Here is a 26331-nt window from a genome sequence, read left to right as displayed (position 1 = left end):
CGATGTTTGGTAAATTAAGTTGGGAAGCGGTCCCGTTCCACGAACCGATCGTGATGGTGACCATCGCCATGATCGCGCTCGGCGGTCTGGGCGTGTTCGCTGCAATCACCTATTTCAAGAAGTGGACCTACCTGTGGTCCGAGTGGCTGACTTCGGTCGACCACAAGAAAATCGGCGTGATGTACATCATCGTCGCCATGGTCATGCTGCTGCGCGGTTTTGCCGACGCCATCATGATGCGTACCCAGTTGGCCCTGTCCACCGAAGGTTCGCCCGGCTACCTGCCGCCTGAACACTATGACCAGATCTTCACCGCTCACGGTGTGATCATGATCATCTTCATGGCGATGCCATTCTTCACCGGCCTGATGAACCTTGCAGTGCCGCTGCAGATCGGCGCGCGTGACGTTGCCTACCCGTTCCTGAACTCCCTGAGCTTCTGGCTGCTGATGTCTGGCGTCGTGCTGGTGAACGTGTCCCTGGGTGTCGGCGAATTCGCCCGTACCGGTTGGGTTGCGTATCCACCGCTGTCGGAACTGGGCTACAGCCCTGGCGTGGGTGTGGACTACTACATCTGGGCGCTACAGCTATCCGGGCTAGGTACGACGCTGACCGGGGTCAACTTTCTGGCCACCGTGCTGAAAATGCGTACCCCGGGCATGAAACTGATGGACATGCCGATCTTCACCTGGACCTGCACCTGGGCCAACGTACTGATCGTCGCTTCCTTCCCGATCCTGACCGCTACCCTGGCACTGCTGACGCTTGACCGTTACATGGATTTCCACATTTTCACCAATGAACTTGGTGGCAATCCGATGATGTACGTCAACCTGTTCTGGGCGTGGGGTCACCCCGAGGTTTACATCCTGATTCTGCCGGCGTTCGGGATCTTCTCCGAAGTCATCTCGGCGTTCTCCGGCAAGAAACTGTTCGGCCACCACTCGATGATCTACGCCTCGGGCGCGATCTCGATCCTGGGCTTCATGGTTTGGCTGCACCACTTCTTCACCATGGGTTCGGGTGCCAACGTCAACGCCTTCTTCGGTCTGGCGACGATGCTAATCTCGATCCCGACGGGGGTGAAGCTATTCAACTGGCTGTTCACCATCTACCAGGGCCGTCTGCGCATGACCAGCCAGGTTCTGTGGACCCTGGGCTTCATGGTGACCTTCGCGATCGGCGGCATGACCGGCGTACTGCTGGCCATCCCGGGTGCTGACTTCGTCCTGCACAACAGCCTGTTTGTAATTGCTCACTTCCACAACGTGATCATCGGCGGCGCCGTGTTCGGCTACATCGCTGGTTTCGGCTTCTACTTCCCTAAAGCGTTCGGCTTCAAGCTGCACGAAGGTTGGGGCAAGGCAGCGTTCTGGTTCTGGATCTCGGGCTTCTTCGTCGCGTTCATGCCGCTCTATGCACTGGGCTTCATGGGCATGACCCGTCGTCTGAACGCCACCACCAACCCTGAGTGGGTGCCGTACCTGTACGTTGCCATGTTCGGTGCGGTCATGATCGCCTGCGGTATTGCCTGCCAGTTGATCCAGCTGTACGTCAGTGTTCGTGACCGTAACAAGCCGGAAAACATGTGCGAACACGGTGACCCGTGGAATGCCCACACGCTGGAATGGTCGACCTCGTCGCCACCACCGTTCTACAACTTTGCCGTACTGCCGAAAGCCGACTGCATCGACCCGTTCACTGAAGCCAAGGAAGACGGTACTGCGTACCAGACTCCGGTCAAGTACGAGCCGATCCACATGCCAAACAACACCGCGACCGGCCTGGTCATGGGTGCTCTGTTGACCGTGTTCGGTTTCGCGATGATCTGGCACATCTGGTGGATGGCCATCTTCGGCCTCGCCGGCGCCGTGATCTACTTCGTGATCCACGCTGCCCGTGATGACCAGGGCTACATGGTGCCGGTCGACGTGATCGAGCGCACCGAAGCCGAGCAGCGCAAACGTCTGGTAGCCGCAGGGAAAATCCCGGCCACTGCCACCCGTGTTGAAACCTCGTTGGAACAGGCTTAAACCATGTCGAACTTAGTGACCAATGCTGGACACACCCATGTCGATGGACATGGGCACGATGACCATCACCACGACTCGGGCGAGATGACCGTATTCGGTTTCTGGCTCTACCTGATGACCGACTGCATTCTGTTTGCGTCGATCTTCGCGGTGTACGCGGTACTGGTTAACAACGTAGCGGGTGGCCCGTCGGGCCACGACATCTTCGAGCTGCCATACGTGCTGGGCGAAACCGCCTGCCTGTTGCTCAGTTCGATCACCTACGGCTTCGCCATGCTGGCGTTGTTCAAGGGCAACAAGAAGGCGGTACTGGGCTGGCTGGCCATCACCTTCCTGTTCGGCCTGGGCTTCATCGGCATGGAGATCAACGAGTTCCACATGCTGATCTCCGAAGGCTACGGTCCTAACCGCAGCGGCTTCCTCTCCGGGTTCTTCACCCTGGTCGGCACCCACGGTCTGCACGTGACCAGCGGTCTGATCTGGATGGCGATCATGATGTATCAGGTCCAGAAAAACGGCCTGACGGCGACCAACAAGACCCGTCTGAGCTGCCTGAGCCTGTTCTGGCACTTCCTGGACGTGGTGTGGATCTGCGTATTCACCGTTGTTTACCTGATGGGGACCCTGTAATGGCTAACGCACACTCCCACGATGGCCACGGCCACGACGACAGCCACGGCAGCGTCAAGTCGTACGCCATTGGCTTCATCCTGTCGGTGATCCTGACGATCATTCCTTTCGGCCTGGTGATGTACCCGTCGCTGCCGAAAGCCATGACCCTGTGGATCGTACTGGCCTTCGCAGTCATCCAGGTGCTCGTGCACCTGGTGTACTTCCTCCACCTGGACCGCTCCGCTGCCCAGCGTAACAACGTGATCGCGTTTGTCTTCGCTGCCTTGGTAATCGTCCTGTTGGTAGGTCTGTCGCTGTGGATCATGTTCAGCATCCACACCGTCATGATGGCGCACTGAGGAAAGTCCGGATGTCCTTTAAGCACTTTATCCAAATCACCAAACCGGGGATCATTTTCGGTAACGTGCTTTCTGTGGCGGGCGGATTTTTCCTGGCCTCGAAAGGGCATGTCGATCTGGCCATCTTCCTGGCCGCCATGATCGGCACGTCCCTGGTGGTGGCTTCCGGTTGCGTGTTCAACAACTGCATCGACCGCGACATCGACCTGAAGATGGAACGCACCAAGAACCGGGTGCTGGTGCAGGGCTTGATCTCCCTGAAACTGGCCCTGGCCTTTGCGACCGTCCTGGGTGTTGCCGGCGTTGCGTTGTTGTACAAGGTGGCTAACCCGTTGGCCGCTTTGTTCGCGGTGATCGGTTTTGTCATCTACGTCGGCTTCTACAGCCTGTATCTCAAGCGCAAGTCGGTTCACGGCACGCTGGTGGGCAGTCTGTCGGGCGCCATGCCGCCGGTGATTGGCTACGTCGCTGTGACCAACAGCTTCGACATGGCCGCACTGACGTTGCTGGTGATGTTCAGCCTGTGGCAGATGCCGCATTCCTACGCCATCGCGATTTTCCGCTTCAACGATTACCTGGCCGCATCGATCCCGGTGCTGCCAGTGAAGCGCGGAATCCAGGTGGCCAAGAAGCACATCCTGATCTACATCCTGGCCTTCCTCGTGGCGACCTTGATGCTGACCTTCAGTGGCTACGCCGGCATGAGCTACCTCGCCGTCGCCGCGGCCATGGGCATGTACTGGTTGTACATGGCCTGGACCGGTTACAAGGCAGTGGATGACACGGTCTGGGCACGCAAGCTGTTCGTGTTTTCGATCTTCACCATTACCGCGTTGAGCGTGATGATGTCCCTGGACTTCAAAGTGCCGAGCGAGCTGCTGCTGACGTACGCGCCTTAAGCGTCGGATGTTGAGAACAAAAGCCCCGCCTTCGAGAGAAGTGCGGGGCTTTTTGTTGGGGCTTTCTTTTGGACCGAGTTGCCCCTTCGCGAGCAAGCCCGCTCCCACATTTGACCGGGTTTCTCCAGTTTGAATGCGGTCAAATGTGGGAGCGGGCTTGCTCGCGAAAGCCGCACCTCGGTTTATCAAAAAAACTCAGGTATCCAGCAACCGGAAAAACCGCTCGCGCACCTGCGGATCATCGCTATGCGCAACATTGAAGCGCAGAAAACTATTGGCGTCGGCCGCTTTACTCAACATGGCCCCCGGTGCCAGCACCAGGTCATTCTTGAGGCCTTTGTCAGCAAGGGTTTCGGCATGCAATCCGTTCGGTAAACGAGCCCAGATAAACAACCCCTCGCCCGGCACCGACGACACCGAGCACCCAGCCTCCGCCAGCCAGCGCGCCACACGACTGCTCGATTCATACAAGCGATCCACCGTGCGCCGGATGTGCTTGGCGTAGCTGCCGTTGCTGAGCATGGTGCAGGTGATCTGTTCCGCCAATTCCGAGGTCACGCCACCGATGCTCATCTTCAGGTTGATCATTCTGGCCGCCAGTTGTGGTGACAACACGGCGTAGCTGACCCGGCTGTTGGCCGTCAGGGTCTTGGAGAACCCGGACACGTAACTGACATTGTCCAGCCCGCTGGCGGCCAGGCGCGGGGTGCGTCGTTGCTGGAGATCGCCGTACAGGTCATCTTCAACAATGTGGAAACCGTAGCGGTGACTCAACTCCAGCAGGCGATACACCTGCGCCGCCGAAAACGAGTGCCCGGTCGGGTTATGCAGGGTGCTGTTGGTCATGTAGAGCACGGGGCGATGGGCGATCAGCATGCGCTCGAACGTCTCCAGATCCAGCCCGGTGCAATCGCGGGGAACGGTGATGACCTTGGCGCCGTGCAACGCCAGATTGGTGTGCAGGTTGAAGTAGCACGGATCGTCGAGCAGCACCGTATCGCCGGGTTTTATCAGCAGGCGCATCAGTTGGTCGATGGCCTGCATGGTGTTGGCCGTGGTGATGATTTGTTCCACAGGCACTTCGATGCCGACGGTCGACAGTTTTACGCGCAATGCCTCGCGCAGCGGCCGATAACCACCGACCTCACCGTATTCGCCCATGCGCAGTGATGTCGCACGAAGGGTGCCGCGCACGGCTTTGAGCAGATCTTCGGCGGGCAACCATGAGCCGGGCAGAAATCCACAACCGGGACGCAGCGCGCCGTTATCCACAAGAATCGCACGGCGGACACGGCTGAGGGTGTCTTGCGGTTGCAGGTCCGGGGCAGCAGCGGTTGGGGGCTGAGTACCTGCCCGGTGGACGTAATGCCCCGAGCCCTGGCGTGAGACCACCAGCCCCTTGGCCCGCAATCGGTCGAGGGCGTCGACTACGGTGGATTTTCCGACGTTCATCAACTCGGAGAGTTCGCGAATCGGCGGCAACTTGGCCCCGTGCGGCAGGCCTCCCTGGCTGATGGCCTCGGACAGCTGATCGACAATCTGCTGCACAAGCGGCACTCCCGGCTGGAACTCGATGGCGGCGATCACAGCGCGCTGAGCCTGCATTTTACTGGTCTCCCTGGCAGTAAAGTTCGCTGGATTCTATACGAACTTGCCCTGATCAAGAGAAGCGTCTGTCACTACCATCAAAATCGCGTATGCATGGTGGATCAAGAGGACTCAGTAGATGATTAGGCAAACAACCCGCGACGAACGTTTCCTCGAGATGGCGAAAGAGCACGGCTTCGATATCTACGACGAGAACGCGGCCGGGGGGCATTACGCGCCACTGCTTCGGCATGACGATGAGCTGTATGTCAGTGGCCTGGTGCCGCGCATGAACGGCAAAATTCAGTACCCGGGCCGGGTGGGCCTGGAGCTCAATCTGGCCGATGCCCAAGAGGCCGCGAGCATCAGCGCGATACGCGGTCTGGCATTGATCCGCGAGGCCGTCGGTTCACTGGATAACGTCAAGGCCCTGCTTCGTGTCACCGTTTATGTGAAATCCACGTTCGATTTCGTCGACCTCAGTGAGGTGGCCAACGGTGCATCGGATGTCTTCACCCATGTGTTGGGCGAGGCCGGCAAACATACACGGACGACGGTGGGTGTTTACCAGTTGCCGAAAAACGCGCCGGTGGAAGTGGACATGATCGCGGCGCTGCATCCTTCGATTTCCTGATTTTTTCAGGCAATAAAAAGCCCCGCTGCAAGGGCGGGGCTCCGGGTAAAGCGTGTTACTGCGCGGCGATGCTGTAGCCGTCGAACGCGGTTTGTTGTTGCAATGCGGTGATGATGTTCTTGCGGTTGACCGCTTGTTCCACGCCGGCGTTATCGAGGAACGTCTCGCTTTCAATCACTGCGTCTTCGCCTTCGCCGACGAAGGTAAAGCCGAGGAACTCCAGCGCTTTGCGGTCAACGTTCAGGCTTGAACGCGGGGTGCGCAGTGGCAGGGTGACGTTTATGCCGTCCTTGCTGATGGTGAACACCTCGAGGTCTTTCTTGGCGCGAGCCACTTTGCTCTTGCCACTGCTCGGGTTGCTGATGGCCTGGTGAGTCTGGTTCAACACTTTTAGCGCCAAGCCGTAGACGATTTCCTGAAACGCCGGGTCATCCTTGAAGTTGGAGAGAATCCGGCTGATCGGGAATTTGCTGCCTAGGTCTTCGAGAGCGGCAATGTCGGCCGCTTCCGCGTCCTTGAGTTGCTTGAGTTCGCCCATCAGTTCATAGGCTTTATCGTCGTCGAAGCTGTCATGTGCCTGGCGAATCGCGGTGCGCAGTTCGCGGATCTGGTCGCTTTCCCGGGTGGATTGAAAAGCGTCCAGGACCATCTCGCTGATGGTCTTGGCCTGAGGCACATGCTGTGAAAGATTGATGGAGTTTTCGTATTCCGCTTTGGACGACAGGGTGACTACGGATTCAGCGGTGTTGGAATCGGACATTGAAATTTCACTACTTCTTTTAACTTGAATTGAGGCGAGAAAGCACAGGGCCTTTTCAGGTCGCCTAATCTATTGGACCCACGCTGAGTTGTCACGGATGAACAGGCGGTTGGTCATGATTTTTGCGAGAAGGCATCAGTCGATGGCCATTTGCGGTCGTTGTGACTGAAGCGCTGACAGCACCCGATAAAACGTCAATGATCGACCACTGATCAATCCGCAGACAAACCCGGAAGCGGAGGCCTTGAGCAGTAACATCTCAAGCGTGGCGGCCTGTTCCGGATGAACATCATCCTGGTAGCCGAAGTAGTAGTTCGCGGCGAAAAACAGCAGATAGAGCACCAGGGTTTTCGCTGTTCCCGGTACGACCAGTCCGGTTTTCGGCTTATTGAGTTCGAGAGACTTGCTTTGGAAAATCACCAACGCGGCCAGTCCTCCCAGAACAACGGCGATCAACCAGCAACCGAGGGAGGCGGTGGGGTTCAACGACAGGTTCAGTGAGTAGAGCGACCAGCCGAGCAAGATCGGCGGAGTCACCCGTAGCGAGGTTTTGCTTTCCTCAGTCGGCGATAGCGCTTTGATTCCGTAGTAGCAGAGCACCAGGAATACCGCATAAACCCACAGCGGGGTGTGTTGCAAGGTGTTGAGCATCACGCAGCGTCCATGCCGAAAAACAAGTGCCGGGATAATAGCCGTTGTCGGAAGGTATGCCGTCGGCTATTTCCCCATCGAATTCAGGTTCATTGAGTGAACCGCCCATTGTTCCGCCGTTTGCTGATCCACCGGCAAGGAAAAGCGGAAAGTCGCGCCTCGCCCGGGCAGATCGATCAGCTGAATCTCGCGACCGTGCAATTGCAGGATCCGATGCACGATCCTCAGGCCCAAGCCGCCATCACGCCGTGCGCCACCGATGTTGAAAGGGCGCAGGAACAGGCCTTCGCGCAGTGGCGCAGCGATGCCGGGGCCGGTGTCGCTGACGGTGACTTCGATAAACGGCCCTTGAGGGCGCAGACTCAGCTCGATTTCTCCACCTTGAGGGGTATCGCGCAGGGCGTTGTCGAACAGGTTGGTCAGCACCCGTTCGATTAATCCCAGGTCGGCGCAGGCTGCGGAAACGTTGGGGGCGAAAGTGGCCTTCAGTTCGATCTGGCGCGCTTCGGCGGTCAGTTCGAATTTCTGGAAAATGTCCTGCACCAGATCGGTCAGTGAGAAGCGCTCCAGCACCGGTTGCACAAAACCGTGTTCCAGCCTGACCAGTTCCAGCAGCGATTGCGCCAGGCCTCCCACCTTGCGGCTTTGATCGAGGGCGATGCCCAGATAGCGACGCCGGTCGGCGGGGGATAACGTGGCGTCCTTGAGCGACAGGGTTTCCAGGTATCCATGCAGTGAAGCCAGTGGCGTTCGCAGATCATGGGAAATGTTCGCCACCAGTTCGCGGCGCTCCTGGTCCTGACGAGTCAGGGAGCGCCACTGTTCATTGAGGCGGCTTTGCATCTGCCGGAAGGCGGCGTCCAGCACGGCAATTTCATCGTGACTGGCGGCTTTTTCCACCGGTTCCGATGGAGGGGGTGAAGAGGGCACGCCGTCGATGTCGAACTGACTGACTCTTTCGGTCAAGCGTCGCAGCGGTCGGGTAATCAGGGCAAATGCCGTGAGGCCGGCAATCAGGCACAGCAACGCCACCAGACCGATGGACAACAGGGCGGTATTGAGCGCGGCGCTGGTGGCACCGCGTTCGGCGAAGCGGTCGTGTTCTTCACTGAGCAGTACCACATACAGATAACCGGCGGGCTGGCCGTTGACGCGTAACGGTGCGGCGCTGAACACCTTGCGACCATCGACGCTGCGCGGGTCATCACCGAGAATCGGCAGGGCATCGCCTTTGAGCAAGCGCTGGACGGGGGCCAGATCGATTTGCTCCCGATGTATACGGCCCTCCGGTGCGGCGCTTCCGACAATCTTGCCCTCGGTGTCCAGCAGATAAACCTCAACACTGGGATTGACCTGCATGAGTTTGCTGAACAGTTCTCGAATGGCATTGGGCATCAGGCCGCTGCTGTCCATCAGCACCGTGTCATGGGCGATGTGTTGCGCCAGATCGCGCGACAGCCCCTGCACCACTTCCAGCTCATGCATCTTGTTGGACCGCACTTGCATCCATGCCGATGTGCCGCAGCACACCAGCAACAGAACGGCGAACACCAGGGACAGGCGTTGTGTCAGGGTCAGCCTCATGGCTGCTCCTCCTTGACGGCGAATTTGTAGCCTCGGCCCCACACCGTGAGGATGCGTGCGGGTAGCGCCGGATCGGCTTCGATCTTGGCCCTCAGTCGATTGATGTGGGTATTAACCGTGTGTTCGTAACCTTCATGGCTGTAACCCCAGACCGCGTTGAGCAAATCCATGCGCGAGAAAACTTTGCCGGGTTGGCGGACGAAGAAATACAGCAGGTCGAATTCCCGTGGCGTGAGGTCCAGGCGACGCCCGTCGAGCGAGACATCGCGGGTGATCGGGTCGATGGACAGCCCATCCGTCATCAGGCTGCCCGAATCCATCTTCAGGTTGCGGGCCATGGCGTCGACGCGGCGCAGCAGGGCTTTGACCCGGGCGACCAGCTCCAGCATCGAAAAGGGTTTGGCGAGGTAATCGTCGGCACCCAGTTCCAGCCCCAGGATGCGGTGCATTTCGCTGGAGCGTGCGCTGGTGATGATGATCGGGGTGTAGCGGGCCATCGCCCGTGCCCGACGGCAGATTTCCAGGCCGTCGACACCGGGCAGCATCAGGTCGAGGATCAGCGCGTCCCAGCTTCCTTGCTGCAACAGGCGCATGCCTTCGTCACCGTCGGCGCAGTGCACCACCTCGAACTGCTCATCGCGAAGATGCAGGCAGATAAGGTCGGCGATGTGCAGGTCGTCCTCGACCACCAGGACGCGTTTGGTCTGTTCCATAAAGCTCAATCCTTTGTAGCGCAATGGGCACATTGTGCGGGTTTTCCTCAGTCCGAGTTATCACGAATTGTTTAACTGCTCGTGAGGATTTGGCGATCAACCCAAGCCTAGGCTGTGTTCCTTATCAGGCATCGGGAATTTTGGAGAAGGCCATGTTTTCACGGCGACAGTTTCTTGTAGCGGGCGGCGGGCTGGGCGCTGCAGCCTTGGTGATTGGTGTGTTGCCAAAATTTGCCGCCAGTACCGCACTGGTCAGTGATGCCAGTGCTGCGCAGGTATTCGAGGTGACACACAGCGACAGCGAATGGCACGCCATGCTCAGCGACGAGCAGTACGAAATCCTCCGTGAAGAGGGCACTGAGCGTGCCTACAGCAGCCCCTTGAACAATGAACATCGCGAAGGCGTTTTCGCCTGCGCCGGGTGTGATCTGCCGCTGTTCTCATCCGATACCAAGTTCGACAGTCGCACCGGTTGGCCCAGCTTCTGGGCGCCATTGGACAAAGCGGTGGCCACTCGTCAGGACCAGTCCTTTGGCGTGCTGCGTGAAGAAGTCCACTGCCGGCGCTGTGGCGGTCATCTGGGGCATGTCTTCGATGATGGGCCCAAGCCTACCGGCCTGCGTTATTGCATGAACGGTCTGGCGCTGACGTTCGAGCCACAGGCGGCTTGATTCATGGGCATTTCCTTTCACTCACTTGATGCAGGTCGACGCTATGTGGCTTTTGGTTCTCGCTTATCTCGGTGGTGTTCTGACGATTGTCAGCCCCTGCATTCTGCCGGTGCTGCCCTTTGTCTTCGCTCGAACCGGGCAGCCGTTTATGAAGAGTGGCTTGCCGCTGTTGGCGGGGATGGCGTTGACCTTCGCCCTGGTCGCCACGTTGGCGGCGGTGGGCGGCGGTTGGGTGGTGCAAGTCAATCAGTACGGTCGCTGGCTCGCGTTGCTGTTCGTAGCACTGTTCGGGCTGACGCTGCTGCTGCCGCAACTGGCCGAGCGTCTGACACGACCACTGGTGGCGGCCGGCAGCCGACTGTCGGAAGCCGCAGGCGCCGATGCCCGGCCGCGTCCCGGCGCTTCGTTCCTGATCGGCGTCGCCACGGGCCTGCTCTGGGCGCCTTGCGCCGGGCCAATTCTGGGCCTGTTGCTGACCGGGGCAGCGCTGCAAGGGGCAAGCATCGAAACCACGCTGTTGCTGCTGGCTTACGCGGCCGGTGCCGCCACATCGCTGGCCGTGGCGCTGTTGCTCGGCGGTAAAGTCTTCGCGGCGATGAAGCGCTCTATTGGCGCCGGCGAATGGGTTCGGCGCGGTCTGGGGGCGGCCATGCTGGCGGGGGTTGCCGCGATTGCCCTGGGGCTGGACACGGGGATTCTGGCACGGGTTTCGACCGCGTCCACCGGTGGAATCGAGCAAGCCCTGGTGGGCCGGTTGGCCGGCAAGTCGCCGAACAACAGCGGGGCGATGATGGCCGCGGGTGGCGCGATGAAAGCGAGTAACAAGGCATCGGGCGCGTTGCCGATTGAAGGCAATCTCCCACCGCTGGATGGCGCGGTGCAATGGCTCAATTCCCCACCCCTGACCGCGCAGGCCTTGAAGGGCAAAGTCGTGTTGGTGGATTTCTGGACTTACTCCTGCATCAACTGCCTGCGCACCTTGCCGTATGTAAAAGCCTGGGCTGAGAAGTATCGCGATCAGGGATTGGTGGTGATCGGCGTCCATGCCCCTGAATTTGCCTTCGAGCGCGACGTCGGCAATGTCACCAAGGCCATGAAGGACCTGGGCATCAACTACCCGGTGGCCATCGATAACGACTACAAAATCTGGCGCGCCTTCAACAACGAATACTGGCCGGCCCACTACTTTGCCGATGCTCAGGGGCGCATTCGTTATCACCACTTTGGTGAAGGCGATTACGCCGAATCGGAAAAGGTCATCCAGCAACTGCTGCGTGAAGCGGGTGCGGTGAAAGTCGCGGACGGTTTGATCAACGCGGATGCGACAGGGGTTCAACTCGCGCCGGACATGAGCGAAGTGCAATCACCGGAGACCTATGTCGGTTTCCAGCGGGCGGAGCACTTCGTCCCCGAAACCGGCCTGGTGCCGGACAAAGTGGCCGCTTACAGCCCTCCCGCCGAACTGGCACTCAACGACTGGAGCCTGGACGGGAAGTGGAATGTCGGCTCAGAGCGTGCGACCTCCAGCGCGCCCGCCAGCCGCATCGTTTATCGCTTCCATGCCCGTGATCTTCACTTGGTGCTGGGCCCCGGTGCCGACGGTAAACCGGTGAGATTCAAAGTGCTCATTGACGGCAAAGTCCCTGGCGATGCCCACGGCACTGATGTGGCACCCGATGGCAGCGGCAGTGTGACCGAACAGCGTTTGTATCAATTGGTACGCCAGAGCGGCGGCGTGACTGACCGGACGTTCAGCATCGAGTTTCTCGATCCGGGTGTCTCGGCCTACGCGTTTACGTTCGGTTGAAGTCATTTCATTTGTTGAGGAGTCTGCTCCATGAAAACCCTGTTCACCTGGCGCCGCACCCTGTTGGGAATGGCCGCTGCTGGCGTTATCAGCCAGTGCTCGGCGTTCTCGTTCGGAGCCGAAGAAGCTGTCGTCATCCCTCCGCCAGCGCTGGATGAAACGACCCAGGCCCACAGCGAAAAAGTGGTGTTTGCCGGCGGATGTTTTTGGGGCGTCCAAGGCGTTTTCCAGCACGTTAAAGGCGTGAAGAAAGCGATCTCCGGTTACGCCGGCGGTGCGGCCAATACCGCCCAATATGAACGGGTCAGCGAGGGCGATACCGGCCACGCGGAGTCCGTCGAAGTCACTTTCGATCCGGCTCAGGTCAGTTACGGGACATTGCTGCAGATCTATTTCTCGGTGGCCCACAACCCCACCGAACTGAACCGTCAGGGCCCCGACAGCGGCACTCAATACCGGTCGGCGATTTTCACTGAGAACACCGATCAGCAACGCGTCGCCCAGGCTTACATTGCCCAGCTCGATGCTGCTCATTCATTCAATAAACCCATCGTGACTCAGCTGGAAACCTACAACGGTTTCTACCCGGCGGAGGAGGAGCACCAGGATTTTCTGACCGAGCATCCGACCTATCCGTACATCGTGATCAACGATCTACCGAAAGTGGCGCAGTTGAAGCAGTTGTATCCCGATCGTTATCAGGAGAAACCGGTGTTGGTGAAGGCGGGCATGTGAGTGAAATGCGATAACGGGGTGTGTTTACCCCGTTATCACATTCTTGCCCGCCATCTTCGAGCGATAAAGCGCCTGATCAGCCCGAGCCAGCAACCCGGTCTGCTGTTCTTCCTCAAAGCGCTGGACCACGCCGAAACTCATGGTCACGTGAAACTCGCCCACCGGGGGCAGGCTCGACAGGCCATCGCGTATTTTTTCGGCCAGGAGCCTGGCGTCAGCCAACGGGGTATCGGGAAGGATCATGATGAACTCGTCACCGCCCCATCGCGCCAGCAGGTCACCTTCGCGCACGAAGTGCTTCACGCCCTCGACCACCTGCACGATGGCGGCATCACCCAAGGCATGGCCATAGTGATCGTTGATGATTTTGAAGTCGTCGATGTCCATCGCGATCAATGACAGGGGGCGTCGAAAGCGTTGGGCTCGTTCGCATTCCTGAGGCAGGCTTTTTTCCATCAGGTAGCGATTGGCGATGGAGGTGAGCGTGTCGGTTTCCGCCAGTTTGCGGTTAGCTTCGAGTTGAATCTGAAGCTGCTGATTGACCCGGGACAACTCTCGGGTGCGCTCTTCAACGATGGCTTCAAGGGAATGAGCGCGTCGTTCCAGTTCCTCGAGCAGACGTCGTTTGTCGTCGATGCTGCGGTGCGCGCCGACCATCCGCGCTACCGTGCCGTCGGCGTTCCGCGACAGCACATAGCCGCGGTCTTCGATCCAGGTGTAACTGCCGTCCCGCATGCGGCAGCGATATTCGGCTTGATAGGTGGGGGTGCGCTGTTTCAGATAGTCATCAAACACGGCCATGACGCCGGGGTAATCGTCAGGGTGGATGATGTTTTCCCAGGTCAATACGGTGTTGTCCAGGGAATGAGGCTCGTAGCCGAGCATCTTGTACCAACCGGGGTTGCGATAGACCAAACCTGTGTTGGCGTTCCAGTCCCAAATGCCATCGCTGACCAGTTCCAGAATGGTATGGAGCAGGTCTTCGCTAAAATCTGACACATTGAATTTGAACGGCGTGATATTTGATGCTTCCCCCATCACCGCTTCTCCCTGACGCGCAGATATCAATTGATTCGCCTGGCGTCGAGATTAGTTCATGGCGCATTGCCACGGCTAGTGTTTGCCCCACAACTCCATGGCAAAGTCGACGAAGTGGCGTAATTTCGGCAGCCGGTAGCGGTCCTGGGCATAAACCAGGTGCATGGGCCGGCTCGGCAGTTGATAGTTCTGCATCAATGCCACCAGTTTTCCGTTGAGCAGGTCCTGTTCCACTAGTGCATCGGGCAGCATCACGATGCCCATCCCGGTTCGGGCCGCCTGATGCAACCCCGCCGAACTGTTGATCAGCATCGGACCAGTGACGGCCACCATCACTTCGCCTTCCGGCCCACTCAGGCGCCATTGTTTTTCCACCGATTGCCAGTCGTCCCCGACCGGGTAGGCAAAAGACAAGCAATCGTGATGTTGCAGGTCTTCGGGTTTTTCCGGCGTTGATCGGCGTGCCAGGTATTCCGGTGAGGCGCACATGGTCAGGGTGTAGTCGATCAGCGGGCGGGCGATCAAGTTGGATGGCTCAATGGCGCCCAGGCGAAACGCCACATCAAGGCCGTTTTCGAGCAGGTCAGGGCGCCCGTTGGTGAGCACCACGTCCAGTTTGACCTGTGGGCATTGCCGCGAAAATTCGCTGAGGGCCGGCGCGAGCCTTTCCGTGCCGAAGGTCAGCGGTGCCGTGATGCGCAAGGTGCCACTGGGCGCGTCCTGACTCTGTTCGGCCAGACGTTCGGAATCGGCCACCAACCCCAATACTTCAAGGCAGCGCTGGTAATAAGCCGAGCCGAATTCCGTCAGGCGCTGGCGCCGTGTCGTACGGTTGAGCAAGCGCACACCCAGGCGTTGCTCCAGTGCGCGCAGGTGATTGCCGACCATGGTCGTGGACATTTCGCACTGCTGGGCGGCGGCCGTCATGCTGCCGGCTTCTACCACGCGTACGTAAACGGTCATTGCCTGGAACAAATCCATTATCAAGCTCGGCTTTAAGATGATTGAAGTATTGCAGCGTTTATCCAGCTCAGGTGGCTAACCATACTGCAAAAACACCGACCATTGATGGAGCTTGATGCCATGACCGCCGCTTGCCTGATGAGTACTTACCAACCGTTGGCCCTGAGTTTCAGCAAAGGGATGGGCACGCGCCTTTGGGATGAGGCGGGTCGTGAATACCTGGACGCGGTGGCGGGTGTCGCGGTGACCAACGTTGGCCACTCCCATCCTCGGATCGTCTCGGCGATCACTGAGCAAGCCGGTTTGCTGTTGCACACGTCCAACCTCTACAGCATCGATTGGCAACAACGGTTGGCGCAGCGGCTGACGACGTTGTCCGGCATGGAGCGAGCGTTCTTCAACAACTCCGGTGCCGAAGCCAACGAAACCGCGTTGAAACTCGCACGGCTTTATGGCTGGCACAAAGGTGTCGAGCAACCGCTGGTGGTGGTCATGGAAAACGCTTTTCATGGCCGGACGCTGGGCACGTTATCCGCCAGCGATGGCCCGGCCGTGCGCCTGGGGTTCAATGAGTTGCCGGGGGATTTCGTCAAGGTTCCGTTCGGTGATCTCAGTGCACTGGATACCGTGCAGCAAGCCCACGGCCAACGAATCGTGGCGATCCTGATGGAGCCGATCCAGGGCGAAAGCGGTGTGCAGCTGGCGCCTCCGGGCTATCTCAAAGCGGTGCGCGAACTCTGCAACAAGCGCTCGTGGCTGATGATGCTCGACGAAATCCAGACCGGCATCGGTCGCACCGGCCAATGGTTTGCGTTCCAGCACGAGGGCATTGTCCCGGACGTCATGACCCTGGCCAAAGGGCTGGGCAACGGCATCCCCATCGGTGCCTGCCTGGCCCGGGGCAAAGCCGCCGATCTGTTCACACCGGGCAGTCATGGCAGCACTTTCGGCGGTAATCCACTGGCCTGCCGTGTGGGTTGCACGGTGCTGGACATCATCGAAGAACAAGGTCTGCTGGAGAACGCCAGGCTACAGGGCGAACGTCTGCTCGCCAGATTGCGCAGCGAGTTGGCGGACAATCCGAACGTCCTGGCAATCCGTGGCCAAGGCTTGATGATCGGCATCGAACTCAAGCAACCGATCCGCGACCTGACCCTGATCGCCGCGCGGGATCATGGTTTGCTGATCAACGTGACACGCGGGAAAACCATTCGCCTGCTGCCGCCGTTGACGATTGATGAGCGGGAGGTGGAGATGATTGTTAGAGGGGTTGGCCGGGCCGTGACCATTGCCTGACACTCGTTCCCGATCGTTCCCGCGCTCTGCGTGGGAATGCCTCTTGGGACGCGGAGCGTGGGAACGATCAAAACAAAATCGGCGTCTCCGTCAACGTAACTAACCTTCTTACTTTGGTTCGTCCAGCACGAAAATTATCAACAGACGTGAGTAGACGTTCAGCGTTGGCTGCGGAGTTCAGAAGATAAATTGTTTCATCGGTTGCTTCGGATTCAGCCCCAGCGATTTCTTCAGTGTTTTTGCAATTTATCCGGTGTTTGACGTTTTGCATGGGTTTCTCCCCATTGATAGCGATAGAGGCTGAGTATCTATCGACGAACCAAAGGACGTTTCCGAGACCGGTGTAGTCCCAATCCGATTTACCCCCACAGATCTTGTACTTTTTGATCCCAGCCGCCCATGGAGATAGTGAATGCACGGTCAGGCTTCAGCCTCGCCCCCAAAAGTATTGCGGCGTTAGGGGTTATAGGATGGTCTATCCGTGTTCAAAAAATTGCTGATCTCACCTCGATCCATAAGTTTGATTTTTGAGCCAGTGAACGTTGCGAACAATTGCCGGTGTACGGTAAATCCACTGGCGTCCTCGCGCATCCGGTAACTGGCGGCCCATTCCACCAGCGCTTTAAGCAACTCGTCATTGTCCGGTCTTTGTTCTCGCTGACGAATATTGGCCACACAGCTGTCGTCATCCACACACAACCAGATCAGCGCCGTTGCCCTGTGGATAAGTTCTCTGACGATCCAGCCGTAAACACCTTCGATCACCCATTGCTCTTCATCGGCCGCCACCCGCGCTATGCCCAGTGCCGCGGCGTGCGGGCGGGCGATGCTGTGTTCGTCCGAGACCCAGTAAATCAGGTCGAGATCGATCCATGGCGCCTTGAGTTGTGCGGCCAATCGTTCCGCCAGCCAGCTTTTGCCGGCGCCGGAGTTGCCGATGATCAGCGTGCGGGTGAGGTTCATGGTGACTCGCCGTTTCAGTCGTCATGTTCAGGCGCAACCATCCGGGTCTTGGGCGAGCCGTTTGAGTTGTGCTGATAAATGTCCTGGGGTTGCCCTTTCTCATTGAAGTACACCTGGCCGATGCCCGCCGAGTTCCATAGCCGTTCGCCGGCCTCGGCGTGTTCGGGGATGTGCGGGACGATGCGCATGCGTCGGCGTTTGGTCAGCCAGTTGAGGGGCGAGCGCGGGGAGTAGAGCCAGCGATTGAGGCGGTCGAACCATTCGAGCAGTCTGGGCGGGAATTCGTTCTTGATGCCGCTGCTGGTGATCTGCCAGATTTTCGGGCCGGCCTTGCGGTGTCGGATCAGCACTTCGTAGACGAAGGAATAGTGCACATCACCGGACAGCACCACGTAGTTACCCGGTGTGCGTGAGTGTCGGAAGATGTTCAGGATCACTTGCGCCGCGCCGCGATGGGCCATCCAGTTTTCGGCGTCTACCAGCAGGGGATAACCGAACCAGCTAAAGACTTTCTGCACGGTTTCGATCAGTTTGACGCCGAAGATCGGCGCGGGTGACACGATGATCGCCGACGGGTGATCGAGCAGTTCCTGTTGCAGTTCGCTGAGGGCTTCCCAGTCCAGCAAGCCCGAGGGTTGCTTGAGGTTCATCTCGCTGCGCCAGCGCCGGGTGCGGGTGTCGATCACCACCAATGCGGGCGTGGTCGGCAGCACGTAATGCCACTGTTGAAAGCTCAACAGTGCATCGATCAAGTCATCCTGCACCGGGCTGTCGAGGTAACGGTCGACCCCGGTGACGCTGAGCAAACGGGTTTTTTCCAGCACATCGCTGAACGCGTCGGGGTTGTTGCCCCAGCCCTGGCACAGCATGTAGGCGATCAAGGCATTGCCGATGATGCGCTTGGAGAACGGATGGCCGTAGGCCGTTTCCTCCCATTGTGCGGAAAGGTTCCAGTCGTCGGTGATGTCGTGGTCATCGAAAATCATCAGGCACGGCAGATGCGCCATGGCCCGGGCGACACCGTCCAGGCCGGACTTGAAACCATCGATATGGGTTTGTTCAACGCTATAACGCTTGAGTCTTTCAGGCGTCAGCGCGGGCGGTTGCGGGGCGATCAATGTCCACGGCGTCGGCGACCACACCAGCAGATACATGGCCATCACTTCAGCGAACGTCACCAAGTGATTGTCGGCACTGCTGCTGGTGAAAATCGGCTTGCGTGCGCCACCGAAAAATCGCTCGCGCAGGGTTTCGTTGCTTTCAAGCGCCGGTAACAAATCCGCACGGTGGTAGTAACTGGCCGGATGTTCGTAGAGTCTGGCGCTGTCGCTGACCACGGCGCCTTCGAGGTGTTCTTCGAACAGGCCCAGCCGCTCGATCAAGGCATGGATTGCCCGCAGCATCGGTCCCGCCACATCGTCGGCGTAAATCTGATCGCCGCTCATCATCAACAGCGCCGGGCGCTGCAATGCGTCATGTTCCGCTGCCAACAGACCGTCGACACAGAGCAAGCCATCGGTGGCCGGGTGATGGGGTTTTCGGCAGGAGCCATGCAGCAATTGATCAATGCGCGAGCGCAGGACGAAGTTCGGGCAGCGCGCTTCGCCGTAGAGCAAATGCGGCGCCCAGTCGGCGATACCCGTCCCGTCGATCAACAGGTCATATTCGATCACGGTGTCGCAGGGCAGGGCGGTCGCCAGCGGCACATCGATCAAGTGGATAAACGCGTGAGTGCCGATCGGGATGACGGTGCACTGTCCGGCATTCAGTCGGATGTCGGCGCAGTCTTGCAGGCGCAACGTCAGCGACAGCGCCCGGGAACCCACGAGCCACATGACCAGCCGCGCAGGTTCCAGCCGCCGCAACAGCGGGCCGACCAGCACCGGTGGCAGTGAGTTGCAATCGTCAGACAAAGGCAGAGATACGGACATCCGGGTTCAAGGCTCTTGGCGCACAGGCCGGCGATGATAGCGCAGAGCCGTGGCTGAACTTCATCAATTGCCCGATGGGGTCACTTGAGGGGAAAGATCGTGACCGACACCACCAGCGCAACCAGTGCAGCCACCAGACTGCAGGCCGCCGCAGCCAAATGACGATAAGCGGGGGGTTGTTCCTGATTGCACGTGGTGAATACCAAGAGCCAGGTCCCGATCAGAGCGCCCATAAATGCCATCAGCGTATAAAGCGCAAAGGCCGGGGCTCGGGAGACTGGGGCGTCCGGGGTTAACCAGCTCGAGCAAAGAATCAGCACCGCAGTCCCGACGATAAAACTGGCCATGGCACCCCCGAGGTTCGCCAGCCAGATATTCAACGGGCCACGGCTCTTCACGACCCAGATCCACATCCCTGCTGATGCAGCGAAAAACATCAACATACTGATTAACTGCATTCAATCTTCCCTGTTAACAACGTCGTGGGTCTTTGTTGAGGTGAGGCGATGGCAGGCACGATATCAAATCAGTGGCTTTGAGCTGAAGGACGTTTTGGATTTATATCGATCTGTTTGAGCAGCAGCACGAAACCAATGTGGCGAGGGAGCTTGCTCCCGCTGGGTCGCGAAGCGGCCCCCTAATTTCCGAAGAAGAAGGGGACTGCTGCGCAGCCCAGCGGGAGCAAGCTCCCTCGCCACAGTTTTCAGTCAACAGGCCAAGGGGCAATCCTCCCCAAGGATTGTGTGGACCTAAGCCGCCCAGCCCGCCCCACTGACCGCTGCCTGCGCCAATGGATGCATGTCGGCCCCCTGATGCTCCGTCTGCCAGGCCAACAATTCCTTGCGCATGCCCGGCGTCCAGTACATCTGCAGATGATTGCGCACACCGAGCACGGCCGCTTGCTGGTCCGGTTCCGTGGCGAAGTACTGGGCGATCTGGTTGGCCATTTTGATCAGGTTTTCAGTGCTCATCGGCGCGCCTCCGCTTTAGCGCCACGGGCATGCCGGCGTTCCTTGAGCAAACGGTCCTGTTCATCACTGAAGGCCTGATAGCGTTTTTGCCACTCGGAAGGGTGGTAAACGCGGCTGACCTCCACGGCGGTGACCTTGTACTCCGGACAGTTGGTGGCCCAGTCGGAGTTGTCGGTGGTGATCACGTTGGCCCCCGATTCCGGAAAGTGGAAGGTGGTGTACACCACGCCCGGCGCGACCCGTTCGGTGACCCGCGCGCGCAATACGGTCTGCCCGGCGCGGCTGCCGATGCCGACCCAGTCACCCTCGTTGATGCCACGGCTCTCGGCATCGGTCGGGTGGATTTCCAAGCGATCCTCATCGTGCCAGGCAACGTTTTCGGTACGCCGGGTCTGGGCGCCGACGTTGTACTGGCTGAGGATGCGCCCGGTGGTCAGCAGCAGCGGATAGCGATTGTTGACCTTCTCTTCGGTGGGCACGTAACCGGTGAGCATGAATCGCCCTTTGCCGCGCACGAACTCCTCGATGTGCATGGTCGGCGTGCCGTCCGGTGCGGCGGCGTTGCATGGCCATTGCAGGCTGCCGTGGCGATCCAGTTCGGCGTAGCTGACGTTGGTGAAGGTCGGCGTCAGGCTGGCGATCTCATCCATGATGTCTGACGGATGTTTGTAGTTCATCGGGTAGCCCAAGGCGTTGGCCAGGGCCACGGTGCCTTCCCAGTCAGCCTTGCCGCCCAGGGGATCCATGACCTTGCGCACCCGAGAGATACGCCGCTCGGCGTTGGTGAAGGTGCCGTCCTTCTCCAGGAACGAAGCGCCCGGCAGGAATACGTGGGCGAACCTGGCGGTTTCGTTGAGGAAAATATCCTGCACCACGATGCATTCCATGGCCGACAGGGCTGCGGTGACGTGCTGGGTATTCGGATCGCTCTGGGCGATGTCCTCACCCTGGCAATACAGGCCCTTGAAACTGCCACCCAAAGCGGCCTCGAACATGTTCGGAATGCGCAGGCCCGGATCGGGTTGCAGGGTGACGTTCCACGCCTGTTCGAACTGCGTCCGCACCACCTCGTTGGAGATGTGTCGGTAGCCGGGCAACTCGTGGGGGAAGGAGCCCATGTCGCAGGAACCCTGAACGTTGTTCTGCCCCCGCAGCGGGTTCACGCCCACGCCTTCGCGGCCGATGTTGCCGGTGGCCATGGCCAGGTTGGCGATGCCCATGACCGCAGTGCTGCCCTGGCTGTGTTCGGTGACGCCGAGGCCGTAGTAGATCGCCGCATTACCACCGGTGGCATACAGACGGGCAGCGGCGCGGATGTCGGCCGCGTCTACACCGCAGACGGCGGCCAGGACTTCCGGCGAGTTTTCCGCACGGCTGACGAACTCACTCCAGCGAGCGAAATCGCTGCCCTCGCAACGGGCGTCGATAAACGACTGATCGAGCAACCCTTCGGTGACGATGACGTGGGCCAAGGCGTTGAGCATCGCGACGTTGGTGCCCGGACGCAGGGCCAGGTGCAGTTCGGCGCGGGCATGCACCGAGTCCACCAGATCAATGCGGCGTGGGTCGATGACGATCAATCGCGCGCCTTCACGCAGACGGCGCTTGAGCTGGGAGGCGAACACCGGGTGGGCGTCGCTGGGGTTGGCGCCCATCACCAGAATCACGTCCGCCTGCATCACCGAGTCGAAACTCTGGGTGCCGGCGGACTCGCCCAAGGTTTGTTTCAAGCCATAACCGGTCGGCGAGTGGCAGACTCGCGCACAGGTGTCGACGTTGTTGTTGCCGAACGCGGCGCGCACCAGTTTTTGCACCAGATAGGTTTCTTCGTTGGTGCAGCGGCTGGAGGTGATGCCACCGATGGAGTCGCGGCCGTACTTTTGCTGCAGTCGACGGAATTCGCTGGCGGCGTAGGTCACCGCTTCATCCCAGCTGACTTCCTGCCACGGGTCGTTGATGTGTTTGCGGATCATCGGTGTGGTGATGCGATCCGGGTGGGTGGCGTAGCCCCAGGCAAAGCGCCCTTTGACGCAAGAGTGGCCGTGGTTGGCCTGGCCGTTCTTGTCCGGAACCATGCGCACCAGTTGATCGCCTTTCATCTCGGCGCGGAACGAGCAGCCCACGCCGCAATAGGCACACGTGGTGATCACACTGCGTTCAGGCTGACCCAGTTCGACCACGCTTTTTTCCATCAGCGTCGCGGTAGGGCAGGCTTGCACACAGGCGCCGCAGGACACGCATTCCGACTCGAGGAAGTTATCGCCACCGGCGGCGGCAACGCGGGATTCAAAGCCACGCCCGGTGATGGTCAGGGCAAACGTGCCCTGGGTTTCTTCGCAGGCGCGCACGCAGCGATTGCAGACGATGCACTTGCTCGGGTCGTACTCGAAGTACGGGTTGGAGGTGTCCTTCACGTCGGCCAGATGGTTGTCGCCTTCATAGCCATAACGCACTTCCCGCAGGCCGACCTGACCAGCGACGGTTTGCAGTTCGCAGTTGCCGTTGGCCGAGCAGGTCAGGCAGTCCAGCGGGTGATCGGAGATGTACAACTCCATGACGTTGCGCCGCAGCGTCGCGAGTTTCGGCGTCTGGGTGTGCACGCTCATGCCTTCGCTGACCGGCGTGGTGCAGGACGCGGGATAACCGCGCATGCCGTCGATCTCTACCAGACACATGCGGCACGAGCCGAAGGCTTCGAGGCTGTCGGTGGCGCACAGTTTCGGAATCGTGGTGCCCATCAACGCAGCGGCGCGCATCACCGAAGTGCCTTCGGGCACGCTGATGCTGCGACCGTCGATGTTCAAAGTGACTTGCACCTGACTTTCGCGGGCCGGAGTGCCCAGATCGATGTCGGTGTTCGGGTCGAAGAGGGTGATCATTGGTCGGCCTCCGAAGATTGCAGACCGAAGTCGGCGGGGAAGTACTTGAGGGCGCTGGCGACCGGAAAGGAAACCATGCCGCCCAAGGCGCACAGCGAACCGTATTGCAGGGTGTCGCACAGGTCCTTGAGGATGATCACCTGCTCATCGCGAACGTTCTGATCCGGCGCGGCCAGCAAGCGGTCGATCACCTCGACGCCCCGGGTCGAGCCGATGCGGCAGGGCGTGCATTTGCCACAGGATTCCTCGGCGCAGAACTGCATGGCGAAGCGCGCCATGTGGGCCATGTCCAGCGTGTCATCAGCCACCACCACGCCACCGTGACCGAGCATGGCGCCGATACCGGCAAACGCTTCGTAATCCAGCGGCGTGTCGAATTGCGACGGCGGTACCCAGGCGCCGAGCGGGCCGCCAACCTGCGCGGCTTTCAGCGGTTGGCCACTGGCGGTGCCTCCGCCGTAGTCTTCCACCAATTCCCGCAGCGTCAGGCCAAAGGCCCGTTCCACCAGACCGCCACGCCGAATATTGCCCGCCAGTTGGAAAGGCATCGTGCCGAGGGAACGGCCCATGCCGTAATCGCGATAGAACTGCGCACCCTTGGCCAGAATCAGCGGCACCGAGGCCAGTGTCAGCACGTTGTGCACCAGCGTCGGCAGGCCGAACAGCCCCTTCAGCGCAGGAATCGGTGGCTTGGCGCGGACGATCCCGCGCTTGCCTTCGAGCGAGTCCAGCAGCGCGGTTTCTTCACCGCAAATGTAAGCACCGGCCCCGACGCGCACTTCCATATCGAAGGCTAAGCCGCTGCCGCCGACGTTGGCGCCGAGGTAACCGTTAGTCCGGGCAATCGCCAGCGCCTCGTTCAGCGTGGCGATGGCTTGTGGATATTCCGAGCGCACGTAGATGTAGCCGTAGCTGGCGCCGACGGTGATGCCGGCAATGGCCATGCCTTCGATCAGCAGGAAGGGGTCGCCTTCCATCAACATGCGGTCGGCGAACGTGCCGGAGTCGCCTTCGTCGGCGTTGCACACAATGTACTTTTGCGCCGCCTCGGTAGCGCGCACCGTGCGCCATTTGATCCCGGCGGGGAAGGCTGCGCCGCCACGGCCACGCAGGCCTGAATCGAACACCGCAGTCGCGGTTTCATCGCCGCCAATAGTGACGGCCCTTGTTAAACCCTCGAAACCGCCATGGGCGCGGTAGTCGTCCAGCGACAACGGCCGGGTGATGCCGGCGCGGGCGAACAGCAAACGTTGTTGAGACTTCAGATACGGCAATTCTTCCACCAGGCCCAAGGCCAGTGGGTGCGAGGACGGCTCGCCTTGCAGTGCATCGAGCACCGACGGCACATCGGCAGCGGTCAGCGGGCCGAAACCGATGCGGCCTTGCGGGGTGTCCACTTCAAGCAAGGGTTCCAGCCAGTACAGGCCGCGCGAGCTGGTGCGTTGCAGGTCCTGGCTGGCAAGGGCAGACGCCACAGCTTCGGCACCCACGGCACGGGCCAGCGAATCACAGGATAGATAGAGGCTCATACGTCCTCCCGGCAAGCGTCGAGCAGGGCATCGAGACGCTCGGCACTCAGCCGCGCATGCACCTGACCATCAAGCTCCAGGGCCGGCGAACAGGCGCAGGCGCCAAGGCAATACACCGGACGCAAACTGATGCTGCCATCGGCGCTGCTGCCGTGATCGTCCAGTTGCAGGCGATCACGCAACTGCGCGGCCAACTGCTCGGCACCACGACTCTTGCACGACTCCGCCCGACACAGACGCAGGATATGCCGGGCCGGTGGTGCGGTGCGGAAGTCATGGTAGAAGCTGATTACCCCACGAATCTCGGCCTGACTCTGATTGAGGGCATGGGCAATCTCGGGGATGGCGGCATCGGGGATGTAACCGATACCGGCCTGAATCTCATGAAGGATGGGCAACAGTGCACCCGCAGAGCCCTTGTGGCGCTCCAGCACGCTGTTAACCATAGGCAATTGCAACATCTCATCAGGCATACAGCATTCCTCACGGTCACGGACAAACCAGGCGGTTGTCGGTCGTCCGAAAGTGTCGGCTGCGGCATTCACACCACGTCACGGTATCGTGGCATTGTCAGGCCGTTGGCCAGGGCACCCTGAGCGGGCATCTTGTTGTGCCCGGCGCGGTCTTTGCCGCACCGTTTATAGGGCATTGAGGGAGCTTGCCACGCTGGTATTGATTCGACTGCACCAAAGCGACGTGTTCGGTTCTTTCCACGACTACCCATTAAGTCTAGACGAGGCCCGGCCCAAGGCGTCGTACGCAGTTCGTACTCGGAATTTACATTCAAAAAAAGGGAATGACAGATGATTGATTTCAACAACAAAGGCTTCTTCAAACTCAAGCAAAACGAAGAATACGCCGAACGCGTCAGCGCGCTGCTGCTGGAAGGGGAGCAAGTCATCGACTCCTACAAATCCATGCGCGACGGCGTAGTGTTCACCAACAAACGCATCATCGCCGTCAACGTACAGGGCATCACCGGCAGCAAAAAAGACTTCACCTCGCTGCCCTACAAAAACATCGTGGCGTACTCGGTGGAAACGTCCGGGACGTTTGACCTGGATTCGGAGCTGGAGATTTACTTTTCGTCGTTGGGGAAAGTGAAGTTCGAATTCACCGGCAAGACGTCGATGGTGGAAATCTCAAAACTGATTTCCCAGCACGTGCTCTGACCCAAACACTAAAAAGCCCCGAAAAACTCGGGGCTCCAACTGCCTAAATACTATCCAATGTGGGAGCGAGCCTGCTCGCGAAAGCGCCAGACCAGCCAACATCAATGCTGAACCTACCGCCATCATCACAAGCCGCCAGCTCCAACCATTTTTCAGCCACTACCCTTCAGACGTCGCCGCCGTCCGCTCAGGCGCCGCCGCAGAACCCCGACCCCGCCCAAGCACCTTCACCGCATCATCAACCACCGCCTTACTCATCGCCGTCAAATAATGCGCAGCCCAAGCGTGGCGGTCGGTGTCCGTGGCGTAGGCGGCATCTTCATTCAGCTTCTTGGCGAGAAACAGAAAGTCAGAAGCCATGGCTAATGCATCGCCGAGGGGGACGCCGCGAGTGACGTGGAAAAGCGGTTGGTCTGCGCAGTAAATGGCAGGTGTTAGGCCGATGGTTTTCAGCTCGGATTGATCGGTCATTGGCCACCTCCGATGATGGAGATGCGGTGGGAGAGGGTAGACAGTGGGGCGTTACGCAACTGGGCGTCGCGTT

26 protein-coding genes are annotated in these 26331 nt (G+C 59.6%); 10 read left to right on the top strand and 16 right to left on the bottom strand.

All coding sequences use genetic code 11. From position 1 onward, the window contains the following. Positions 1-2: 2 nt before the first annotated feature. From cyoB to cyoE, 4 genes are read left to right on the top strand one after another with little or no spacing between them, the layout of a single operon-like run. Positions 3-2033, top strand: coding sequence for a cytochrome o ubiquinol oxidase subunit I (gene cyoB / locus BK660_RS21895; RefSeq protein ID WP_123435054.1), 2031 nt, complete (start codon positions 3-5; stop codon positions 2031-2033). Between the two features lie 3 nt (positions 2034-2036). Beyond that, complete coding sequence (locus BK660_RS21890) at positions 2037-2663, top strand: cytochrome o ubiquinol oxidase subunit III (protein ID WP_123435053.1); 627 nt, start codon at positions 2037-2039, stop codon at positions 2661-2663. Continuing rightward, on the top strand, positions 2663-3004 hold the full coding sequence (gene cyoD, locus BK660_RS21885; RefSeq protein ID WP_027922712.1) for a cytochrome o ubiquinol oxidase subunit IV: 342 nt from the start codon (positions 2663-2665) through the stop codon (positions 3002-3004). Before BK660_RS21890 ends, cyoD begins: the two co-directional genes overlap by 1 nt. Positions 3005-3015: 11 nt before the next feature. Beyond that, positions 3016-3903 (top strand): heme o synthase, encoded by an 888-nt coding sequence (gene cyoE / locus BK660_RS21880; protein ID WP_123435052.1) that lies wholly within the window; start codon positions 3016-3018, stop codon positions 3901-3903. A 195-nt stretch (positions 3904-4098) separates the two neighbouring features. On the opposite strand, the gene BK660_RS21875 is transcribed toward cyoE, so the two are convergent. Continuing rightward, positions 4099-5508, bottom strand: a complete 1410-nt coding sequence (locus tag BK660_RS21875) for an aminotransferase-like domain-containing protein (RefSeq protein ID WP_123435051.1) — start codon at positions 5506-5508, stop codon at positions 4099-4101. 121 nt (positions 5509-5629) lie between these two features. Between BK660_RS21875 and BK660_RS21870 the strand changes: the two genes are divergently transcribed. Beyond that, complete coding sequence (locus BK660_RS21870) at positions 5630-6124, top strand: RidA family protein (RefSeq protein WP_123435050.1); 495 nt, start codon at positions 5630-5632, stop codon at positions 6122-6124. A 55-nt stretch (positions 6125-6179) separates the two neighbouring features. Here the strand turns inward: BK660_RS21870 and BK660_RS21865 are convergent, their stop codons facing one another. The 4 genes from BK660_RS21865 to BK660_RS21850 all read right to left on the bottom strand — a co-directional run bounded on the left by BK660_RS21865 (position 6180) and on the right by BK660_RS21850 (position 9832). Further along, entirely contained in the window at positions 6180-6884 is a 705-nt protein-coding gene (locus BK660_RS21865; RefSeq protein ID WP_123435049.1) for a hypothetical protein, read from the bottom strand. 135 nt (positions 6885-7019) lie between these two features. Then, the gene (locus tag BK660_RS21860; RefSeq protein ID WP_123435048.1) at positions 7020-7535 is read right to left on the bottom strand and encodes a hypothetical protein; all 516 of its coding nucleotides are present in this window, start codon (positions 7533-7535) and stop codon (positions 7020-7022) included. 66 nt (positions 7536-7601) lie between these two features. Next, the gene (locus BK660_RS21855; protein ID WP_123435047.1) at positions 7602-9119 is read right to left on the bottom strand and encodes a sensor histidine kinase; all 1518 of its coding nucleotides are present in this window, start codon (positions 9117-9119) and stop codon (positions 7602-7604) included. Beyond that, the gene (locus BK660_RS21850) at positions 9116-9832 is read right to left on the bottom strand and encodes a response regulator transcription factor (protein WP_123435046.1); all 717 of its coding nucleotides are present in this window, start codon (positions 9830-9832) and stop codon (positions 9116-9118) included. The genes BK660_RS21855 and BK660_RS21850 overlap by 4 nt, the downstream gene beginning before the upstream one ends. A 152-nt stretch (positions 9833-9984) precedes the next feature. On the opposite strand from BK660_RS21850, the gene msrB reads away from it, so the two are divergent. From msrB to msrA, 3 genes are read left to right on the top strand one after another with little or no spacing between them, the layout of a single operon-like run. Beyond that, a complete protein-coding gene (msrB, locus tag BK660_RS21845) occupies positions 9985-10503 on the top strand; it encodes a peptide-methionine (R)-S-oxide reductase MsrB (RefSeq protein WP_123435045.1) in 519 nt (172 codons plus the stop codon). 43 nt (positions 10504-10546) lie between these two features. Continuing rightward, positions 10547-12310: a cytochrome c biogenesis protein DipZ gene (locus tag BK660_RS21840; protein WP_123435157.1), complete on the top strand. Its 1764-nt coding sequence runs from the start codon at positions 10547-10549 to the stop codon at positions 12308-12310. 30 nt (positions 12311-12340) lie between these two features. After that, positions 12341-13045 (top strand): peptide-methionine (S)-S-oxide reductase MsrA, encoded by a 705-nt coding sequence (msrA, locus tag BK660_RS21835; protein ID WP_123435044.1) that lies wholly within the window; start codon positions 12341-12343, stop codon positions 13043-13045. A 24-nt stretch (positions 13046-13069) separates the two neighbouring features. On the opposite strand, the gene BK660_RS21830 is transcribed toward msrA, so the two are convergent. Together BK660_RS21830 and BK660_RS21825 are read right to left on the bottom strand one after the other, a co-directional pair. Further along, positions 13070-14083, bottom strand: a complete 1014-nt coding sequence (locus BK660_RS21830) for a sensor domain-containing diguanylate cyclase (protein ID WP_123435043.1) — start codon at positions 14081-14083, stop codon at positions 13070-13072. 75 nt (positions 14084-14158) lie between these two features. Beyond that, positions 14159-15064 (bottom strand): LysR family transcriptional regulator, encoded by a 906-nt coding sequence (locus BK660_RS21825; protein WP_123435042.1) that lies wholly within the window; start codon positions 15062-15064, stop codon positions 14159-14161. A gap of 102 nt (positions 15065-15166) precedes the next feature. On the opposite strand from BK660_RS21825, the gene BK660_RS21820 reads away from it, so the two are divergent. After that, positions 15167-16342 (top strand): aspartate aminotransferase family protein, encoded by a 1176-nt coding sequence (locus BK660_RS21820; RefSeq protein ID WP_123435041.1) that lies wholly within the window; start codon positions 15167-15169, stop codon positions 16340-16342. Between the two features lie 67 nt (positions 16343-16409). On the opposite strand, the gene BK660_RS32480 is transcribed toward BK660_RS21820, so the two are convergent. From BK660_RS32480 to BK660_RS21785, 8 genes are all read right to left on the bottom strand, one after another. Beyond that, complete coding sequence (locus BK660_RS32480) at positions 16410-16613, bottom strand: type II toxin-antitoxin system Phd/YefM family antitoxin (protein WP_148057454.1); 204 nt, start codon at positions 16611-16613, stop codon at positions 16410-16412. 185 nt (positions 16614-16798) lie between these two features. Then, on the bottom strand, positions 16799-17305 hold the full coding sequence (locus BK660_RS21815; protein WP_123435040.1) for a P-loop NTPase family protein: 507 nt from the start codon (positions 17303-17305) through the stop codon (positions 16799-16801). A gap of 14 nt (positions 17306-17319) precedes the next feature. Then, positions 17320-19236, bottom strand: a complete 1917-nt coding sequence (locus BK660_RS21810) for an alkaline phosphatase D family protein (protein WP_123435039.1) — start codon at positions 19234-19236, stop codon at positions 17320-17322. Positions 19237-19316: 80 nt separating this feature from the next. After that, positions 19317-19694: a hypothetical protein gene (locus BK660_RS21805; RefSeq protein WP_123435038.1), complete on the bottom strand. Its 378-nt coding sequence runs from the start codon at positions 19692-19694 to the stop codon at positions 19317-19319. 291 nt (positions 19695-19985) lie between these two features. Then, a complete protein-coding gene (locus BK660_RS21800) occupies positions 19986-20207 on the bottom strand; it encodes a formate dehydrogenase subunit delta (RefSeq protein ID WP_027922730.1) in 222 nt (73 codons plus the stop codon). Continuing rightward, positions 20204-23086 (bottom strand): formate dehydrogenase subunit alpha, encoded by a 2883-nt coding sequence (fdhF, locus tag BK660_RS21795; protein WP_123435037.1) that lies wholly within the window; start codon positions 23084-23086, stop codon positions 20204-20206. Before fdhF ends, BK660_RS21800 begins: the two co-directional genes overlap by 4 nt. Then, on the bottom strand, positions 23083-24615 hold the full coding sequence (locus BK660_RS21790) for a formate dehydrogenase beta subunit (protein WP_123435036.1): 1533 nt from the start codon (positions 24613-24615) through the stop codon (positions 23083-23085). The genes fdhF and BK660_RS21790 overlap by 4 nt, the downstream gene beginning before the upstream one ends. Further along, positions 24612-25088 (bottom strand): formate dehydrogenase subunit gamma, encoded by a 477-nt coding sequence (locus BK660_RS21785; RefSeq protein WP_027922733.1) that lies wholly within the window; start codon positions 25086-25088, stop codon positions 24612-24614. The genes BK660_RS21790 and BK660_RS21785 overlap by 4 nt, the downstream gene beginning before the upstream one ends. Before the next feature lie 330 nt (positions 25089-25418). On the opposite strand from BK660_RS21785, the gene BK660_RS21780 reads away from it, so the two are divergent. Then, positions 25419-25787 (top strand): PH domain-containing protein, encoded by a 369-nt coding sequence (locus tag BK660_RS21780; protein ID WP_007948195.1) that lies wholly within the window; start codon positions 25419-25421, stop codon positions 25785-25787. A gap of 159 nt (positions 25788-25946) precedes the next feature. On the opposite strand, the gene BK660_RS21775 is transcribed toward BK660_RS21780, so the two are convergent. Further along, a complete protein-coding gene (locus tag BK660_RS21775; RefSeq protein WP_123435035.1) occupies positions 25947-26258 on the bottom strand; it encodes a DUF3077 domain-containing protein in 312 nt (103 codons plus the stop codon). Positions 26259-26331: the final 73 nt, after the last annotated feature.

Origin of the sequence: Pseudomonas brassicacearum (genome assembly GCF_003732265.1) — a bacterium.
Taxonomy (GTDB): Bacteria; Pseudomonadota; Gammaproteobacteria; order Pseudomonadales; family Pseudomonadaceae; genus Aquipseudomonas; species Aquipseudomonas brassicacearum_D.
This window is presented reverse-complemented; position numbering and strand designations above follow the sequence as displayed.

Bases quoted from the DNA above. Each gene is read 5' to 3' on its own strand.
- cyoB (WP_123435054.1), top strand. From the start codon at position 3: ATGTTTGGTAAATTAAGTTGGGAAGCGGTCCCGTTCCACGAACCGATC.
- BK660_RS21890 (WP_123435053.1), top strand. From the start codon at position 2,037: ATGTCGAACTTAGTGACCAATGCTGGACACACCCATGTCGATGGACAT.
- cyoD (WP_027922712.1), top strand. From the start codon at position 2,663: ATGGCTAACGCACACTCCCACGATGGCCACGGCCACGACGACAGCCAC.
- cyoE (WP_123435052.1), top strand. From the start codon at position 3,016: ATGTCCTTTAAGCACTTTATCCAAATCACCAAACCGGGGATCATTTTC.
- BK660_RS21875 (WP_123435051.1), bottom strand. From the start codon at position 5,508: ATGCAGGCTCAGCGCGCTGTGATCGCCGCCATCGAGTTCCAGCCGGGA.
- BK660_RS21870 (WP_123435050.1), top strand. From the start codon at position 5,630: ATGATTAGGCAAACAACCCGCGACGAACGTTTCCTCGAGATGGCGAAA.
- BK660_RS21865 (WP_123435049.1), bottom strand. From the start codon at position 6,884: ATGTCCGATTCCAACACCGCTGAATCCGTAGTCACCCTGTCGTCCAAA.
- BK660_RS21860 (WP_123435048.1), bottom strand. From the start codon at position 7,535: ATGCTCAACACCTTGCAACACACCCCGCTGTGGGTTTATGCGGTATTC.
- BK660_RS21855 (WP_123435047.1), bottom strand. From the start codon at position 9,119: ATGAGGCTGACCCTGACACAACGCCTGTCCCTGGTGTTCGCCGTTCTG.
- BK660_RS21850 (WP_123435046.1), bottom strand. From the start codon at position 9,832: ATGGAACAGACCAAACGCGTCCTGGTGGTCGAGGACGACCTGCACATC.
- msrB (WP_123435045.1), top strand. From the start codon at position 9,985: ATGTTTTCACGGCGACAGTTTCTTGTAGCGGGCGGCGGGCTGGGCGCT.
- BK660_RS21840 (WP_123435157.1), top strand. From the start codon at position 10,547: ATGTGGCTTTTGGTTCTCGCTTATCTCGGTGGTGTTCTGACGATTGTC.
- msrA (WP_123435044.1), top strand. From the start codon at position 12,341: ATGAAAACCCTGTTCACCTGGCGCCGCACCCTGTTGGGAATGGCCGCT.
- BK660_RS21830 (WP_123435043.1), bottom strand. From the start codon at position 14,083: ATGGGGGAAGCATCAAATATCACGCCGTTCAAATTCAATGTGTCAGAT.
- BK660_RS21825 (WP_123435042.1), bottom strand. From the start codon at position 15,064: ATGGATTTGTTCCAGGCAATGACCGTTTACGTACGCGTGGTAGAAGCC.
- BK660_RS21820 (WP_123435041.1), top strand. From the start codon at position 15,167: ATGACCGCCGCTTGCCTGATGAGTACTTACCAACCGTTGGCCCTGAGT.
- BK660_RS32480 (WP_148057454.1), bottom strand. From the start codon at position 16,613: ATGCAAAACGTCAAACACCGGATAAATTGCAAAAACACTGAAGAAATC.
- BK660_RS21815 (WP_123435040.1), bottom strand. From the start codon at position 17,305: ATGAACCTCACCCGCACGCTGATCATCGGCAACTCCGGCGCCGGCAAA.
- BK660_RS21810 (WP_123435039.1), bottom strand. From the start codon at position 19,236: ATGTCCGTATCTCTGCCTTTGTCTGACGATTGCAACTCACTGCCACCG.
- BK660_RS21805 (WP_123435038.1), bottom strand. From the start codon at position 19,694: ATGCAGTTAATCAGTATGTTGATGTTTTTCGCTGCATCAGCAGGGATG.
- BK660_RS21800 (WP_027922730.1), bottom strand. From the start codon at position 20,207: ATGAGCACTGAAAACCTGATCAAAATGGCCAACCAGATCGCCCAGTAC.
- fdhF (WP_123435037.1), bottom strand. From the start codon at position 23,086: ATGATCACCCTCTTCGACCCGAACACCGACATCGATCTGGGCACTCCG.
- BK660_RS21790 (WP_123435036.1), bottom strand. From the start codon at position 24,615: ATGAGCCTCTATCTATCCTGTGATTCGCTGGCCCGTGCCGTGGGTGCC.
- BK660_RS21785 (WP_027922733.1), bottom strand. From the start codon at position 25,088: ATGCCTGATGAGATGTTGCAATTGCCTATGGTTAACAGCGTGCTGGAG.
- BK660_RS21780 (WP_007948195.1), top strand. From the start codon at position 25,419: ATGATTGATTTCAACAACAAAGGCTTCTTCAAACTCAAGCAAAACGAA.
- BK660_RS21775 (WP_123435035.1), bottom strand. From the start codon at position 26,258: ATGACCGATCAATCCGAGCTGAAAACCATCGGCCTAACACCTGCCATT.